Origin of the sequence: Kribbella sp. NPDC056861, assembly GCF_040687575.1 — a bacterium.
Taxonomy (GTDB): domain Bacteria; phylum Actinomycetota; class Actinomycetes; order Propionibacteriales; family Kribbellaceae; genus Kribbella.
In genome coordinates this window covers 557,668-571,859 of record NZ_JBFBNQ010000001.1, presented here as the reverse complement: position 1 = coordinate 571,859, position 14,192 = coordinate 557,668, and the positions used below count along the sequence as shown (strand labels likewise).

Genomic DNA, 14,192 nt, shown 5'->3' with positions numbered 1-14,192 from the left:
GACGGCCCGTTCGAGGTTTTCGTCAGGCGCTGCGCTTGCCGGTGGAACGGGTGCGGTGCAGGTGCGCCGGCCCGATCTCGCCGGACCTCAGCAACGCGACCCGCTCGGCCAGCAGCTCCTCCAGTTCGGAGATGCTGCGCCGCTCACGCAGCATGTCCCAGTGCGTCCGGGCCGGCTTCTCCTGCTTCGGCTCCGGCTTCTCACCGGTCGAACGGGCGGCCTCGCTGCCGCAGTGCGGGCACTCCCAGATCGCGGGCACCTCGGCGTCGTGCGCCATGGTGACCTCGACCACGTGGCCGCGCGGGCAGTCGTAAGTGATCATCTGGCGCGGCGCGAACTCCACGCCGCGGTCATCCTCGAAGCTGACCCCACCCAGCCCCGAACCACGCAGAACGCGATTAGACATGTCAAACCTCCGAGATTCGTCATCCGTGCCAACGGTCGGCCGACCCGGATCATTCCCATTTTGGCATGCCCGAGCTCCAGGTACGCACCTGACAGCACCGTCATCACACCTTGTCATCGGGCGTTCACAAATCACTGTGTGTCGCAGGACACAGTGAGCGACCCCGCTCGATGTTCACAGCCAGTTGCCAGGTACCCCGGAAGTATTCCTCAGCAATGATCCCTAGCGTCTGCGTCCGTGACCAAAGCCAGTCTCCTCCCACGGCGCAAACTCCGCGCCGCCAGCTTGCTGAACCTAGCCCTGGTGGCGATCGTCCTGATCATCGCAACCACCGCGTACCTGCTTTTCTTCCGGCCCGAGTCCGAAGCCGCCGGTACGACGCGCCCGACGGTGGCCGTGGCCCGTGGCGACGTGACGGCCGGGGTGAGTTCCAGCGGCACGTTGCAGAGCTCCCAGACCGCGTCTCCGCAGTTCGCGACGTCGGGCACGGTGACCGCGGTGCTGGTGAAGGTCGGGCAGGTGGTCGCCAAGGGCGCGGCCATCGCGCGGATCGATCCGGCTGCCGCGCAGCGCGCCGTACGGATCGCTGAGCAGAACCAGATCGCGGCCGAGAACTCCGTGACCGCCGCCGACGAGACCCTCGACGATGCCGAGGAGGCCAAGGAGGAGGCGGACGCCGCGGCGGCCGAGCCGACGCCGACCCCGACTCCGGGCGAGCAGACCCAGACCCAGACGCAGAGCCAAGGTCAGAGTCCCGCGGTTGCGGTCACCAATGCCAAAGCGAGTCTGGCCCGGGCGAAGGCTGACAAGGAACAGGCTGACCAGAACCTCGAAGCCGCGCAGGCCGGCGTCACCGCCACGACTCTGACAGCGCCGATCGCAGGCACCATCACGGCGATCAACGGCTCGGTCGGTTCGGTGGCCGGCGGTTCGAGCGGCTCGGGCTCGACGGGATCCACCGGTACCGGCTCGACCGGTGCCGGCGCTGCGGGTGGCAGCTCCACCGCCTCGACCAGCACGGCGGCCGGTACCGGCTTCGTGGATATCGCAGATCTGAAGACCCTGCAGGTGGTCGCGGCGTTCCCCGAGGCCGACGCGGTCAAGATCAAGGCGAAGCAGGCGGCGACGGTCACGCTGAACGCGGAACCGGGCAGCACGCTCACCGCGACTCTGACCTCGGTGTCGCCGATGCCGACCACCACGAACGGGGTGGTGTCCTACTCGGCCACTTTCACGCTGGCGAAGGTGCCGGCGACCGCCCGGATCGGGCAGACGGCGAACGTGACCGTCCAGACGGCGAAGGCCGCCAACGCGCTCTACGTGCCGACCACGGCGATCGTGACGAGCGGGACGACCCACACCGTGACGATGGCCAACGGCGGCGGCAGTCGCGAGGTGCAGATCGGCGTGCAGGGTGGGAGCTTCACGCAGATCACGTCGGGTCTGGACGAGGGCGAGCAGATCGAGCTGCTGCAGGGTGCGATCGGTACTGCGACCGGGCAGGGCGGCGCTGGGCAAGGCAGGACCGGCGGGCAGCAGCTTCCTGGCGGTGGCGGCGGGCAGTTCCCGGGCGCCGGCACTGGCGGGGGAGCCAACCGTGGCCGCTGACGCCCTGATCGAGATCAAGCAGGTCACCAAAACGTACGGCGCGGGTGAGACCGCCGTGCACGCGTTGCGGGGAGTGTCGCTGCGGGTCGAGGCCGGTGAGTACGTCGCGGTGATGGGATCGTCCGGGTCGGGCAAGTCGACCTTGATGAACATCCTCGGCTGCCTCGACGTACCGAGCCGCGGTGAGTACTGGCTGGACGGGACCGACGTGGCCGGGTTGTCCGAGGACCAGCAGGCGCTCGTGCGGGGCCGGAAGATCGGGTTCATCTTCCAGTCGTTCAACCTGATCCCGCGGACCAGCGCCCTCGCGAACGTCGAGTTGCCGCTGACCTATGCGCATCTGAAGAAGGCGGACCGGCGGCGCCGGGCGCGTCGCGCGCTGGAGCTGGTCGGGCTGTCCGATCGCGAGGACCATCGGCCGAACCAGCTGTCGGGCGGTCAGCAGCAGCGGGTCGCGATCGCCCGGGCGCTGGCCACCGGGCCGCGGATCCTGCTCGCCGACGAGCCGACCGGCAACCTGGACGCGCAGTCGACGGACGAGGTCCTGGGGATGTTCGACGCGCTCAACGCCGAGGGGCGCACGGTGGTGGTGATCACCCACGAGGACGAGGTGGCGCGCCGCGCGCGCCGGCTGATCAAGGTCGCCGACGGACGGATCGTCGCCGACGAGGTGACCGGCTGATGTCACCTCGGGACCTGTTCGGGGCCGCGCTGCGCGGTCTCGGTGCGAACAAGCTGCGCTCGCTGCTGACCGTGCTCGGGGTTTCCATCGGGGTCGGCGCGGTGATCGTGTTGGTTGCTGTTGGCAATGGTTCGGGGAAGGCCGTGCAGGATCGGCTGGAGGCGATGGGCACGAACTTGCTGACCGTCTCGACCACGGGTGGGGGCGGTGGGTTCGTCCGCGGCCAGGCCGGGCCATCGGCTCAGCAGTACAGCTTGACGATGGCCGATGCCGAGGCGTTGTCCGATGATCGGCTGGCGCCCGATGTGGCGGCTGTTGCTCCGGTGATGACCAGCACCGGTACTGCGACCAATGGCGACACGAGCTACGCGGTCAACCAGGTGATCGGAACGACGCCGGGGTACCTGCCGGCGACGAACACTCCGGTCGGGACCGGGCGTTCGTTCACCCAGCAGGACGTGGACACGACGCAACGCGTAGTACTGCTTGGGCAGACGGCTGCGACGGAACTGTTCGGGCGGCCGGCGTCGGCTGTTGGGCAGACGGTCAAGCTTGGCGCGGTCGACTTCGTCGTACTGGGGGTGCTGGCTGCCAAGGATGCGGCTGGGTTCACCGATCCGAATGCGACGGTGATCGTGCCGATCAGCACGTTGCGTGCGACGCAGGCTGGGTACGGCGCGTTGTCGCAGATCGTGGTGCAGGCTGCGGACAAGGATCGGGTTGCGAGTGCGCAGGCCGAGGTGACCGAACTGCTGGCGGCTCGGCATCAGGTGCCGGCTGCGCAGACCTCGCCGTTCCGAATCACCAACTCGGCGCAGATTCTGCAGACCTCGCAGGACACGGCGGCGACGTTCACCGCGCTGCTGGCGACGGTGGCGGCGATCAGTCTGATCGTCGGTGGGATCGGCGTCACGAACATCATGCTGGTCACGGTCACCGAGCGGACCCGGGAGATCGGGATCCGGAAGGCGCTCGGTGCGCGGCGGCGGACGATTCTCGGTCAGTTCCTGATCGAGGCGACGTTGCTGAGTCTGATCGGTGGTGCCGTGGGGGTGCTGGCGGCGCTGGTGGTCAGCCGGTTCCAGCTGGCCGGAGTACAGCCGGTGCTGGTGCCTTCCTCGATTGTCCTGGCCTTCGGTGTGTCTGCCGCCGTCGGTCTGTTCTTCGGCAGCATGCCCGCGCATCGGGCTGCTGGTCTTCGTCCTATCGATGCACTTCGCCACGAATGAGAGGTTCACTCCTGTGAGCACGCCGCAGCCTGATGACGAGTTCGCCCAGATCGGTACCGACGAGGAGGTCGGCGCCGCGCTGGAACCGAAGAAGACATTGAAGTTGCCGGTGGCAACCGCCGTGCTGGCCGGGGTGGTGGTGCTGGCGGTCGGCCTGGCCGGTGGGGCTGGGTTGCATGCCGCGTTCGCGAAGGATGATGCCGCACCGGCGGCTCAGGCTGGCGGGCGCGCGGGAGGCCCGGGTGCCGGTGGGTACGGCGGGTTCCGCGGCCAGGGTCAGGGTGGCGCACCTGGTGGGCAGGGGAACGCGGCGATCGGAACTGTCGTGTCTGCCAGCAGTTCGCAGCTGGTCGTGAAGACGCAGTCGGGTGACGTGACGGTGAAGCTGACGGGTGACACGGCCATCGAGACGACGTCGAAGGGGACTGCGGCGGATCTCAAGGCTGGCGAGCAGGTGGTGGTCAGCGGGCAGACGACGGACGGGACGTTGACCGCGCGGACTGTGCGGCAGGGAGAGTTGGCTCCCGGATTCGGGCGGTCGCCTTCGCCGAGGTAAGCAGCCACCCGGTGGTCGCGCTCTCATCCCCGTCATCCCGGCTGGTGACGCGCAGTCACTTCGCCAATCATTGACGCCGCCGCTTGGAAAGCGCTATCTTCCGACGAAATGAGGCGCAAAAAGTACAAATCGCCTCTTCGTCGACAGGAGAAGAAGGCATGGCGAAGTCGTTGAGATGGGCTGCTCTGGGGCTGGGAGCGGTGCTGGCGGTGGCCGGGTGTGGCACCAGCGGGGCGCCGAAGGTGGAGCAGGACGCCGATGCGCCGCTGGAGCTGTGGACCCGGACCACGCCGGGTGGGGACGGCGAGAAGGGGATGAAGAAGCTCGCCGCGGCCTTCGAGGTCAAGACGGGGCAGAAGGTCGCCGTGACGGCGATCTTCGACGACTTCGAGACCAAGCTGTCCCAGCGCGCGGCGCAGAAGGATCTGCCGGACATCGTCATGAACGACTCGTCCCAGCTCGGCACGATGGTCAGCCAGGGGATCGTTCGGGAAGTCGATCTGAGCAAGGTCGAGGGCAGCGATCAGCTGATCGAGTCGGCGTTGACCGTGGCCAAGGCCGGGGACGGCAAGACCTACGGTGTCCCGTACTCCGCGCAGGCGAGCGCGCTGCTGATCCGCAAAGACTGGCGCGCCAAGACCGGGCTGCCGGTGCCGAAGACCTGGGACGAGTTGACCGCGCTGGCCAAGGCGTTCACCACCGGGGACCCGGATGGCAACGGCAAGGCCGACACCTTCGGGCTGGCGGTGCCGGGCTCGACCAAGCGTGGCTACGCGTCCTGGTACTTCTCCAACTTCCTCTGGGGAGCCGGCGGCGACTTCATCGCCAAGCAGGCCGATGGGAAGTACAAGCCGGCGATGTCGACGCCCGAGTCGGTGGCCGCGACCAAGTGGTTCCGCGACCTGGCCTGCACCAGCAAGGTGATTCAGCCGGGTGCCGCGACGATGGACACACCGCCGACCAACGAGACCTTCGAGGCCGGCAAGACCGGTCTGTACGTCGTCGGCCCGTACCTGATGCCGCGCTTCGACAAGTCGCTCGGCAAGGACAAGTACGAGGTCGTGCCCGTCCCGGCCGGCGCCAAGGACGCGACCGTGCTCGCCGAGGGCGGCAGCGCATACCTGATGGCCGGGTCGGCCAACCAGGCCGGGCAGGACAAGTGGGCGTCGTACGTGATCTCGCCCGAGGCGCAGAAGCTCGGGATGGAAGGCGAGAAGGCCTTCAACGTGCAGCTGCCGGTGAACAAGACCGTCGACGTCACCTCGGTGCGCAAGGACCCGCGCTGGAAGGTGTACGCCGATGTCTACCGTGACAGCGGCCGGTACGCGCCGTCGATCCCGAACTGGACGCCGGTCCGCCAGGCGACCGCCGACACGGTCAACGCGCTGATCGCCGACTGCGGGCTCGACGTCTCGGCCGAGCTGACCAAGCTCGACGGCAAGCTGGGGGAGATGCTCGGCCAGCAGGGCATCGGCGCGTCGTGAGCCTGAAAGAAGCCGCGCCACCGGCAACCTCGGCAGCCGCCGCCGGCAAGGCGCGGCGACGGGGGAGCAGCAGCACAGCAGGAGCGCGCAGAAGAAGTGGCAAGTGGTGGATCCCGTGGCTGTTCCTGGCCCCGGCGCTGATCCTGTTCGTGTACTTCAAGTTCATCCCGATGGCGCAGGCCGTCTCGATGTCCGTGCAGGAGGTCCGCCCCTACCTGGGCAACACCTGGGTCGGTACGGCGAACTACGCCGAGATCCTGTCGTCGGAGGGCTTCCGGTCCGCGACCTGGAACACGATCCTGCTGGCCATCGGGCAGACCTTCGGCTCGATGGCACTCGGCTTCGGCCTGGCCCTGCTGGTGGAGGGCCAGACCCGCAAGCTGACGTTCATCCGGTCGGCGGCGTTCCTGCCGGTCGTGGTCCCGATCGCGGTGGTCGCCGAGCTGTGGCGGATCATGTACCACCCGACCAGCGACGGCCTGCTCAACCAGGTGATCGGCCTGGTCGGGCTGGGCCCGTCCGGGTTCATCAACGACCCGGACACCTCGCTCGCGTCGATCGCGGTGACCGGCATCTGGCGCGGCGCGCCGTACGACATGATGATCTTCCTCGCCGGGCTGGCGGGGATCGACCGCGGCCTGTACGAGGCGGCGACCGTCGACGGCGCGTCGACCAGGCAACGGATCCTGCACGTCACGCTGCCGGGGTTGCGGCCGGTGTTCGCGATCCTCTTCGTGCTCGCGGCGGTGCGGGGGTTCCGCAGCTTCACCGAGGTCTTCCTGCTCACCAACGGCGGGCCGAACGGCTCCACCGAAGTGGTGATGACGCTGATCTACAAGCTCGGGCTGGAGCAGAACCGGCTGGGCGTGGGGTCGGCCGGAGCGGTGCTGCTCTTCGTCGCCACCTTGATCCTGACCGTCTGCGTCCAGCTGCTCCGGAAGAGGAGATCCGCATGAGTGCCGCCACCGAGACCGCGCTGGGTCTCACCGAGAGCAGAGGCGCCGTCGCCAAGGCCGTGAAGTTCGTCGTGTACGCCGGGCTGTTCGTCGTCTTCGCCGGTCCGCTGCTGGCGCTGCTGGTCGGCTCGTTCAACCACGTCTCCGACCCGACCCAGCTGAGCATCGTGCCGAAGAGCCCGACGCTGGACAACTTCCGGATCGCCTTCGACCACGGTGTGCTGAAGTACCTGTTCAACTCGTTCTTCGTGGTCGGCTTCGGGCTGCTGCTCCAGGTCGCCGTCTCGGTGCTGGCGGGCTACGCCCTGGCCCGCAAGATCTTCCCCGGGATGACGCTGGTGATGGTCGCGATCCTGGCCACCATGATGCTGCCCGAGGAGATCCTGGCGCTGCCGCTCACCCTGGTACTGGCCGACCTGCCGCTGGTGCATCTCAACCTGATGGGCACCCTGGCCGGGATGATCGTGCCGCTCGGCGCCTGGGCCTTCTCGATCCTGGTGATGACCGAGTTCATGAAGGACGTGCCGAAGGAGCTGGAGGAGGCGGCCCGGATCGACGGTGCCGGCGAGTTCCGGATCTTCGCCCAGATCATCCTGCCGCTGTGCAAGCCGGCCCTGGGCGTGATCGGCGTTTTCGGCTTCACGATGATCTGGGACCAGTACCTGCTCCCGTTGCTGGTGGCAACGAACTCCGAGTCCTACACGCTGCCGCTGGCGCTGCGGACGCTCCGGATCGACCCGGTCGTGACGCCCGGCGTGGTGATGGCGGCCTCGCTGCTCGCGCTGCTGCCGTCGGTGACGGTGTTCCTGTTCTTCCAGCGCTCGTTCGCCCGCGGCCTGACCGCAGGCGCCCTGAAAGGCTGATCCGGATGTCCAAGGAATGGTTCCGGCACGACAGGTTCGGCATGTTCGTCCACTGGGGTCTGTACGCGTTGCCGGCCCGGCACGAGTGGGTGAAGAACCGTGAACGGCTGACCGACGCGCAGTACGACCGGTACTTCGCACGCTTCGACCCCGACCTCTACGACCCGCGCGAGTGGGCCCGGTCGGCCAAGAAGGCCGGCATGCGGTACGTCGTACTGACGACCAAGCACCACGACGGCTTCTGTCTGTGGGACAGCGCGCTGACCGACTACAAGGTGACGAACACGCCGTACGGGCGGGATCTGCTGCAGCCCTTCGTCGACGCGTGCCGGGCCGAAGGGCTGAAGGTCGGGTTCTATCACTCGCTGATCGACTGGCATCACCCGTCGTTCCCGGTCGACGGGTTCCACCCGCAGCGCGACGACGAGGAGTACAAGGCGCGGGCGGCCGGTCGTGACATCTCGGAGTACCGGACGTACTTGCACGGTCAGGTCAGGGAACTGCTGACCGACTTCGGCCAGATCGACTACCTCTTCTTCGACTTCTCGTACGCCGGCCGCTCGCACACCTGGGGCGGCAAGGGCGCGGAGGAGTGGGGCGCCGAGGAGCTGCTCGCGATGGTCCGCGAGCTGCAGCCGGACATCCTGGTGAACGACCGGACCGGGCTGCCCGGGGACTTCGTGACGCCGGAGCAGTACCAGCCGGCCGGCCCGATGTCGGGTCCCGACGGGCCGATCGCATGGGAGGCCTGCCAGACCCTCAACGGCAGCTGGGGCTACGACCGCGACAACTTCGATTACAAGAGCCCCGAGCTGCTGATCCGGATGCTGATCGACGGCGTCTCCAAAGACGGCAACCTGCTGCTCAACGTCGGACCGAACGGTCGCGGCGAGATCGATCCACTGGCCGAGGCGACGCTGACCGCGATCGGGGAGTGGACCCGGCTGCACGAGCGGTCGATCCGCGGATGTGGCGCCTCGTCGTACGTCGCCCCGCCGGACAGCCGCTACACCCATGCGGGGGATCGGCTCTACCTGCACCTGTTCAGCTGGCCGTTCAAGCACGTGCACCTGCCTGACCTCGCCGGGAAGGTCGACTACGCGCAACTGCTCTCCGACGCCTCGGAGATCCACCTGGTCGAGCCCGACGCGAGCCGGCTGCACGAGAACACTCAGCCAGGCGGCCAGCCGCCCGGCACGCTGACCCTCCAACTCCCGGTACGCCGCCCCGAGGTCGCCGTACCGGTCATCGAGTTGTTCCTGACTCCGCCCGCCTGATCCCTGGAGAACTCATGAACCGCCGCACCTTCATCGCCGCCGGGACCGCCGCCGGCCTGGCAGGAGTTTCGTTGACCGCCGGACTGCCCGCCTCCGCCCGGTCCCGCGACCGCCGTCACGTCCGCTCGCTCGAGGAGCTGCAGCGCGCGCTCGCCACCGCCGGCCCCGGCACCCTGATCACCGTTGCCAACGGCCACTACCCGGTCCCGGCCGGCACACCGATCGCGATCACCGGCAAGCGTGGCGCGCCGGGCCGGCCGATCGTACTGCGGGCGGAGACGCCCGGTGGCGTGGTGCTGACCGGTGCGCAGAGCTTCGTGCTGACCGGATCGTCGGACATCACGCTGAACGGCTTCGCCTTCCGGCAGAGCACCACCCTGGACATCCCGCCGGACTGCAAGCGGATCCGGCTGACCCGCAACGACTTCCAGCTGGCCGATATCGAGGGCCTGCACTGGCTGATGGTCCGGGCCGACCACTCGACCGTCGACCACAACGCCTTCCACGGCAAGACGACGCTCGGCATCTACCTCGGCATCGAGGGGGCCGGTTCGGACGCGATGGCGACCGGGGTCCATGTCTATCGCAACCACTTCAGCGACCACAGCTTCCCCGGTGACAACGGCGGTGAGCCGATCCGGCTCGGCGTGAGTCCGCGGGCACTGTCGACAGCCGGCGCGGTGGTCGAGTTCAACCTGTTCGAGCGCGCGAACGGCGACCCCGAGGCGATCTCGGTGAAGTCGTCCGGCAACGTGATCCGGCACAACACGATCCGCGACAGCCTTGGTGGGATCGTGCTGCGGCACGGCAACGCGAACCGGGTCGAAGGCAACTACCTGCTCTCCGGCCAGAACGGCATCCGGATCTACGGCGACGACCACCGGATCGTGAACAACTACGTCGAGAAGATCAGCGGATCGGGGATCGTGCTCGGCAGTGGCAACGTCCGCGATCACTTCCCCGGCGAGACACCGGCCTCACGGCGCGGCAACGACGCTCCCGACCGGGTGCAACTGGCCCTCAACACCGTGCTGGACTGCGAGACCGCGGTCAGCGGCGAGAGCCACCGGACCCTGCCGCCCTTGGCCTGCACGATCACCGACAATCTGCTGGTGGCTGACAACGGGCAACTGGTGAACGTGCCGTTCCAGGACGGAATCGGCTGGGCGGGCAACATCCTCTGGGGTACGGCGACCGACGGCAACGCGCCGCTGACCGCCTTCCGGCGGGTCGACCCACGACTGGCCGTGAGCCCGGACGGCATTCGCCGGCTCACTGCGGGCAGCCCGGCGATCAACGCGGCCAGCCGTCCCTACCGTGACGTCGACTGCGACCTGGACGGCGACCGGCGGACCGGGCGGGTCGACGTCGGCGCCGACGAGTTCTCGCGGCGTCGCCCCGGACTCAGCCCGCTGACCGCTGCCGACGTCGGGCCCAACGCCCGATGATCACCACCAAGGCGCCCGCCAACACCCGGCGTACGGACGAACTGATCCGGACCCAACTGGACCGGCTGCGGCTGGACCTGGTCGTCGCCGCGCGAATCACCCGGGTGCATCGGGAGTGGTCGCGGCCGTTACAACCCGACCCGTTCTCGCGGCTTTACCTGATCCTCGAAGGGGAGGGGAAGCTGGTCGTCGGGGAGGAGGAGCTGTACCCCGAGCCTGGTGACCTGTGTTATCTCCCCGCCGAGGTGCCGGTGTCGTACGAGACCATCAGCGACAACGTGTTCCGCAAGCACTGGCTGCACTTCTCGGCGCTGATCGGCGATCGCGACATCGGCGAGGTGCTGACCCTGCCGTACATCGTGAAGAGCAGGGCGCCCGAGGAGGCCGCGGCGCTGTTCGAGCAGGTCGGCGCGGCGGATCGCGACCCGCCCGGGCTGGCGACGCCGTTGCGGCTGCGATCCGCGCTGACGGCGTTGTTCGCGCACTATCTGGACAGCGCGCCGGCCGGGTCGGTCCAGCTGGCGATGCAGGAGACGAGTGAGTCGAGCGTCGCGCAGTACATCCAGCAGAACCTCGGCACCGCACTGACGGTCGAGGAGCTGGCCGCGCACTTCGGTCAGGACCTGGCGACGTTCGTCCGCCGGTTCCGGACCGAGTTCGGGCTGTCGCCCAAGCAGTACATCAAGCGGGTCCGGATCGAGTGGGCGCAGCGTGAGCTCGCCTCCACCACCCGGCCGATGGAGGAGATCGCGGCCGAGGTCGGGATGGACCAGTCGTACTTCTCCAAAGTGTTCCGTCAAGTCAGCTCGGTGACGCCGAGCGAATACCGGAAGCTGTACCGCCCCAACGGTTGAGGAGACTTGTCATGGATCGTCGTTCCTTTCTCGGCAGCATCGGTGTCGCTGCCGTCGCCCTGCAGTTGCCCAGACCCGGGACGGCCGTCGCGAAGACGACCGCCTTGGTCACCTCGATTGCCCAGCTCCAGTCGGCCATCAACTCCGCCACGGCCGGCACCACCATCACCCTGGCCAACGGCACGTACGCCGTGTCGTCGGCGATCACCGTCAGCGGCCGCAACGGCACCAGCTCCGCGCCGATCACCATCCAGGCCGAGACCCGCGGCGGCGTCACGCTGACCGGCTCGCAGAGCTTCGTGATGTCGAACTCGTCGTACATCACGGTCAGCGGCTTCGTCTTCCAGCAGACCAGCTCGTTCGACCTGCCGTCCAGCTGCACCCGGATCCGGATCACCCGCAACGACTTCCAGCTCGGCTCGGCCGCCAGCCACTGGCTGGTGGTCCGCGGCGACGACGTGAAGGTCGACCGCAACGTCTTCCACGACAAGTCCACGATCGGCTGCTACCTGGTGATAGACGGCCCGTCGAGCACGGTGATGGCGAAGCGGACCTACATCCTGCGCAACCATTTCCGCGACCACTCCTTCAGCGGCTCCAACGGCGGCGAGCCGATCCGCCTCGGCGTCAGCAGCCGGGCGCTCGACACCGCCGGCGCGACGGTCGAGTACAACCTGTTCGAGCGGGCCGACGGCGATCCCGAAGGCATCTCGGTGAAGTCGTCGGGCAACACGATCCGCTACAACACGATTCGCGACAGCCTCGGCGGGATCGTGCTGCGGCACGGTAACAACAACCGGGTCGAGGGCAACCATCTGCTGGCCGGCAGCAACGGAATCCGGATCTACGGCAACGACCATCTGATCGTCAACAACTACCTCGGCGACCTCGGCAGCGCGGGCATCGTGCTCGGCAGCGGCACGGTCCGCGACCACACCTCCGACGAGTCGGCCGAGTCCCGCAAGGGCAACGACGCGCCCGACCGGGTGACGATCGTGCTCAACACGCTGCGCAACAACGCCGAGGGAGTGGTCGGCGAGAGTCAGCGCACGCTCGCGCCACTGGCCTGCCGGATCTCGGACAACTTGCTGGTCGGCTCCAGCGGCAGCCTGGTCGACATGCCCTACCTGGGCGGCATCACCTGGTCGGGCAACATCCTCTGGGGCTCGGCCTCCAACGGCAACATCCCGTCCGGCGGCTTCACCCGTGCCGACCCGAAACTCTCCGCGGGCACGGACGGCGTCTACCGGCTCGGCACCGGCAGCGCCGCCATCAACGCGACCAGCATGAACCACGCATCGCGAGTCACCGACGACGTCGACGGCCACGCCCGTACTGCGCCGTACGACGTGGGCGCCGACGAGTACTCGACAGCCACCCCGGTACGCCGCCCGCTCACCGCCGCCGACGTCGGCCCGAGCGCGACCTGACGAGCTAGATGAGGGTCGGCTGGGCGTTGCCCGCCTCGTCGATACCGCGGCGCATGTCGACGCGAGCGAGCAACACCAGACCGATCACGAAGAACAGCCCGAGCGCGACGATCGCCGGCCGGTACGACCCGGTGATCTGATGGACCAGGCCGAAGACCAGGGTGCCGAGCCACGAGGTGCCACGTTCTCCGGCCTGGTACAGGCTGAAGTACTCCGCTTCGCGGCCCTTCGGGATCAGCTGGCTGAACGCCGACCGGGACAGCGCCTGGGTGCCGCCCAGCACGATACCGATCGCCGCGCCCATCGCCAGGAACGGCGCGATCTGCTTGGCCGGCAGCATGAAGCCCGCGACCACGATCAGCATCCAGATCACCAGGCCGCCCATGATGGTGTTCTTGGTGCCGAACCGGCGGGCGAACCGGCCGAAGGCGAGCGCGCCGAAGAACGCGATGAACTGGACCAGCAGGATGGTCATGATCAGGATCTGGGTCTCGAAGCCGAGCTGCTTCTCGCCGTACGTCGAAGACACCGAGATGACGGTCTGGATCCCGTCGTTGAAGAACAGGTAGGCGACCAGGAACAGCAGCGTCATCGGGTAGGTCCGGACGTGCCGCAGCGTCGCGAACAGCTGCCCGAAGCTCTGCTTGATCAGGCTGCCGTCCCCGACCGGTACGACGCTCGCCGGTGGCCGGTTCTTCAGCTTGACGAACGGGACGAAGGTGAACAGCCCCCACCACAGCCCCGCGCTGAGCAGGCTGAGCCGGACAGCGGTGGTCTTGTCCAGGCCGAGCGCCTCATGCCCGGTCACCACGCCCAGGTTGATCGCCAGCAGGATGAACCCGCCGAGGTACCCGAAGGCCCAGGCTCGGGAGGAGACGTCGTCGCGCTGGTCCGGTCCGGCGATGTCGACCAGGATCGAGTCGTAGACCACCATCGACGAGCCGAGACACAGGTTGCCGAGGAAGAGCAGCAACGCGCCGAGCTCCCAGCGGCCGCCGGCGACGAAGACCATGCTGCAGGCGGCCAGCGAGCCGGCCCAGGCGAAGCCGCACATCAGCAGCTTCTTGCGCGGCGACCGGTCGGCCATCGCGCCGACGATCGGCAGGATCAGCGCCGACAGCAGGGTGGCGACGGTGACGACGTAGAACGCCAGCGAGCCGGGGGAGATGCCGAGGCCGAGCACCTGGAGGTTCGTGGTGCACGGGTCCTCCGTCGTACCGACCCGGCCGCAGGCGGCGGTCTCGGCCACCGAGGTCAGGTACGGCGCGAACAGCACCGTACCGACTGTGGTCACGTAGCCGGAGTTGGCCCAGTCGTAGAGGCTGAAGCCCCAGTACTCACGTTTGTCGACACCCGCCGGAGCCGAGAGAATTCCCATGCGGAGGAGTGTGGCAGGTGT

Annotated in this window: 13 protein-coding genes; 11 read left to right on the top strand and 2 right to left on the bottom strand. The window is 68.1% G+C overall.

All coding sequences use genetic code 11. From position 1 onward, the window contains the following. Positions 1-22: 22 nt before the first annotated feature. On the bottom strand, positions 23-406 hold the full coding sequence (locus tag AB0P21_RS02550) for an RNA polymerase-binding protein RbpA (protein ID WP_026162638.1): 384 nt from the start codon (positions 404-406) through the stop codon (positions 23-25). Between the two features lie 237 nt (positions 407-643). On the opposite strand from AB0P21_RS02550, the gene AB0P21_RS02545 reads away from it, so the two are divergent. The 11 genes from AB0P21_RS02545 to AB0P21_RS02495 all read left to right on the top strand — a co-directional run bounded on the left by AB0P21_RS02545 (position 644) and on the right by AB0P21_RS02495 (position 12,793). After that, positions 644-2,014, top strand: a complete 1,371-nt coding sequence (locus AB0P21_RS02545) for an HlyD family efflux transporter periplasmic adaptor subunit (protein WP_363693255.1) — start codon at positions 644-646, stop codon at positions 2,012-2,014. Then, positions 2,004-2,696 carry an ABC transporter ATP-binding protein gene (locus AB0P21_RS02540; protein ID WP_363693253.1) on the top strand — a complete coding sequence of 231 codons (693 nt, stop codon included), beginning with the start codon at positions 2,004-2,006 and terminating at the stop codon, positions 2,694-2,696. The genes AB0P21_RS02545 and AB0P21_RS02540 overlap by 11 nt, the downstream gene beginning before the upstream one ends. Then, positions 2,696-3,925 carry an ABC transporter permease gene (locus tag AB0P21_RS02535; protein WP_363693251.1) on the top strand — a complete coding sequence of 410 codons (1,230 nt, stop codon included), beginning with the start codon at positions 2,696-2,698 and terminating at the stop codon, positions 3,923-3,925. The genes AB0P21_RS02540 and AB0P21_RS02535 overlap by 1 nt, the downstream gene beginning before the upstream one ends. Positions 3,926-3,938: 13 nt before the next feature. Continuing rightward, positions 3,939-4,481, top strand: coding sequence for a hypothetical protein (locus AB0P21_RS02530; RefSeq protein WP_363693249.1), 543 nt, complete (start codon positions 3,939-3,941; stop codon positions 4,479-4,481). A gap of 158 nt (positions 4,482-4,639) precedes the next feature. Next, a complete protein-coding gene (locus AB0P21_RS02525; protein ID WP_363693247.1) occupies positions 4,640-5,965 on the top strand; it encodes a sugar ABC transporter substrate-binding protein in 1,326 nt (441 codons plus the stop codon). After that, on the top strand, positions 5,962-6,921 hold the full coding sequence (locus tag AB0P21_RS02520; RefSeq protein WP_363693245.1) for a sugar ABC transporter permease: 960 nt from the start codon (positions 5,962-5,964) through the stop codon (positions 6,919-6,921). Before AB0P21_RS02525 ends, AB0P21_RS02520 begins: the two co-directional genes overlap by 4 nt. Continuing rightward, positions 6,918-7,784, top strand: a complete 867-nt coding sequence (locus tag AB0P21_RS02515) for a carbohydrate ABC transporter permease (protein WP_363693243.1) — start codon at positions 6,918-6,920, stop codon at positions 7,782-7,784. The genes AB0P21_RS02520 and AB0P21_RS02515 overlap by 4 nt, the downstream gene beginning before the upstream one ends. Before the next feature lie 5 nt (positions 7,785-7,789). Next, positions 7,790-9,061: an alpha-L-fucosidase gene (locus tag AB0P21_RS02510; protein ID WP_363693241.1), complete on the top strand. Its 1,272-nt coding sequence runs from the start codon at positions 7,790-7,792 to the stop codon at positions 9,059-9,061. Positions 9,062-9,075: 14 nt separating this feature from the next. Continuing rightward, positions 9,076-10,509 carry a polysaccharide lyase 6 family protein gene (locus AB0P21_RS02505; RefSeq protein WP_363693239.1) on the top strand — a complete coding sequence of 478 codons (1,434 nt, stop codon included), beginning with the start codon at positions 9,076-9,078 and terminating at the stop codon, positions 10,507-10,509. After that, positions 10,506-11,363, top strand: a complete 858-nt coding sequence (locus AB0P21_RS02500; protein WP_363693237.1) for an AraC family transcriptional regulator — start codon at positions 10,506-10,508, stop codon at positions 11,361-11,363. Before AB0P21_RS02505 ends, AB0P21_RS02500 begins: the two co-directional genes overlap by 4 nt. Before the next feature lie 11 nt (positions 11,364-11,374). Then, entirely contained in the window at positions 11,375-12,793 is a 1,419-nt protein-coding gene (locus tag AB0P21_RS02495) for a polysaccharide lyase 6 family protein (protein WP_363693235.1), read from the top strand. A 4-nt stretch (positions 12,794-12,797) separates the two neighbouring features. Here the strand turns inward: AB0P21_RS02495 and AB0P21_RS02490 are convergent, their stop codons facing one another. Then, entirely contained in the window at positions 12,798-14,171 is a 1,374-nt protein-coding gene (locus AB0P21_RS02490; protein ID WP_363693233.1) for an MFS transporter, read from the bottom strand. Between the last annotated feature and the right edge of the window lie 21 nt (positions 14,172-14,192).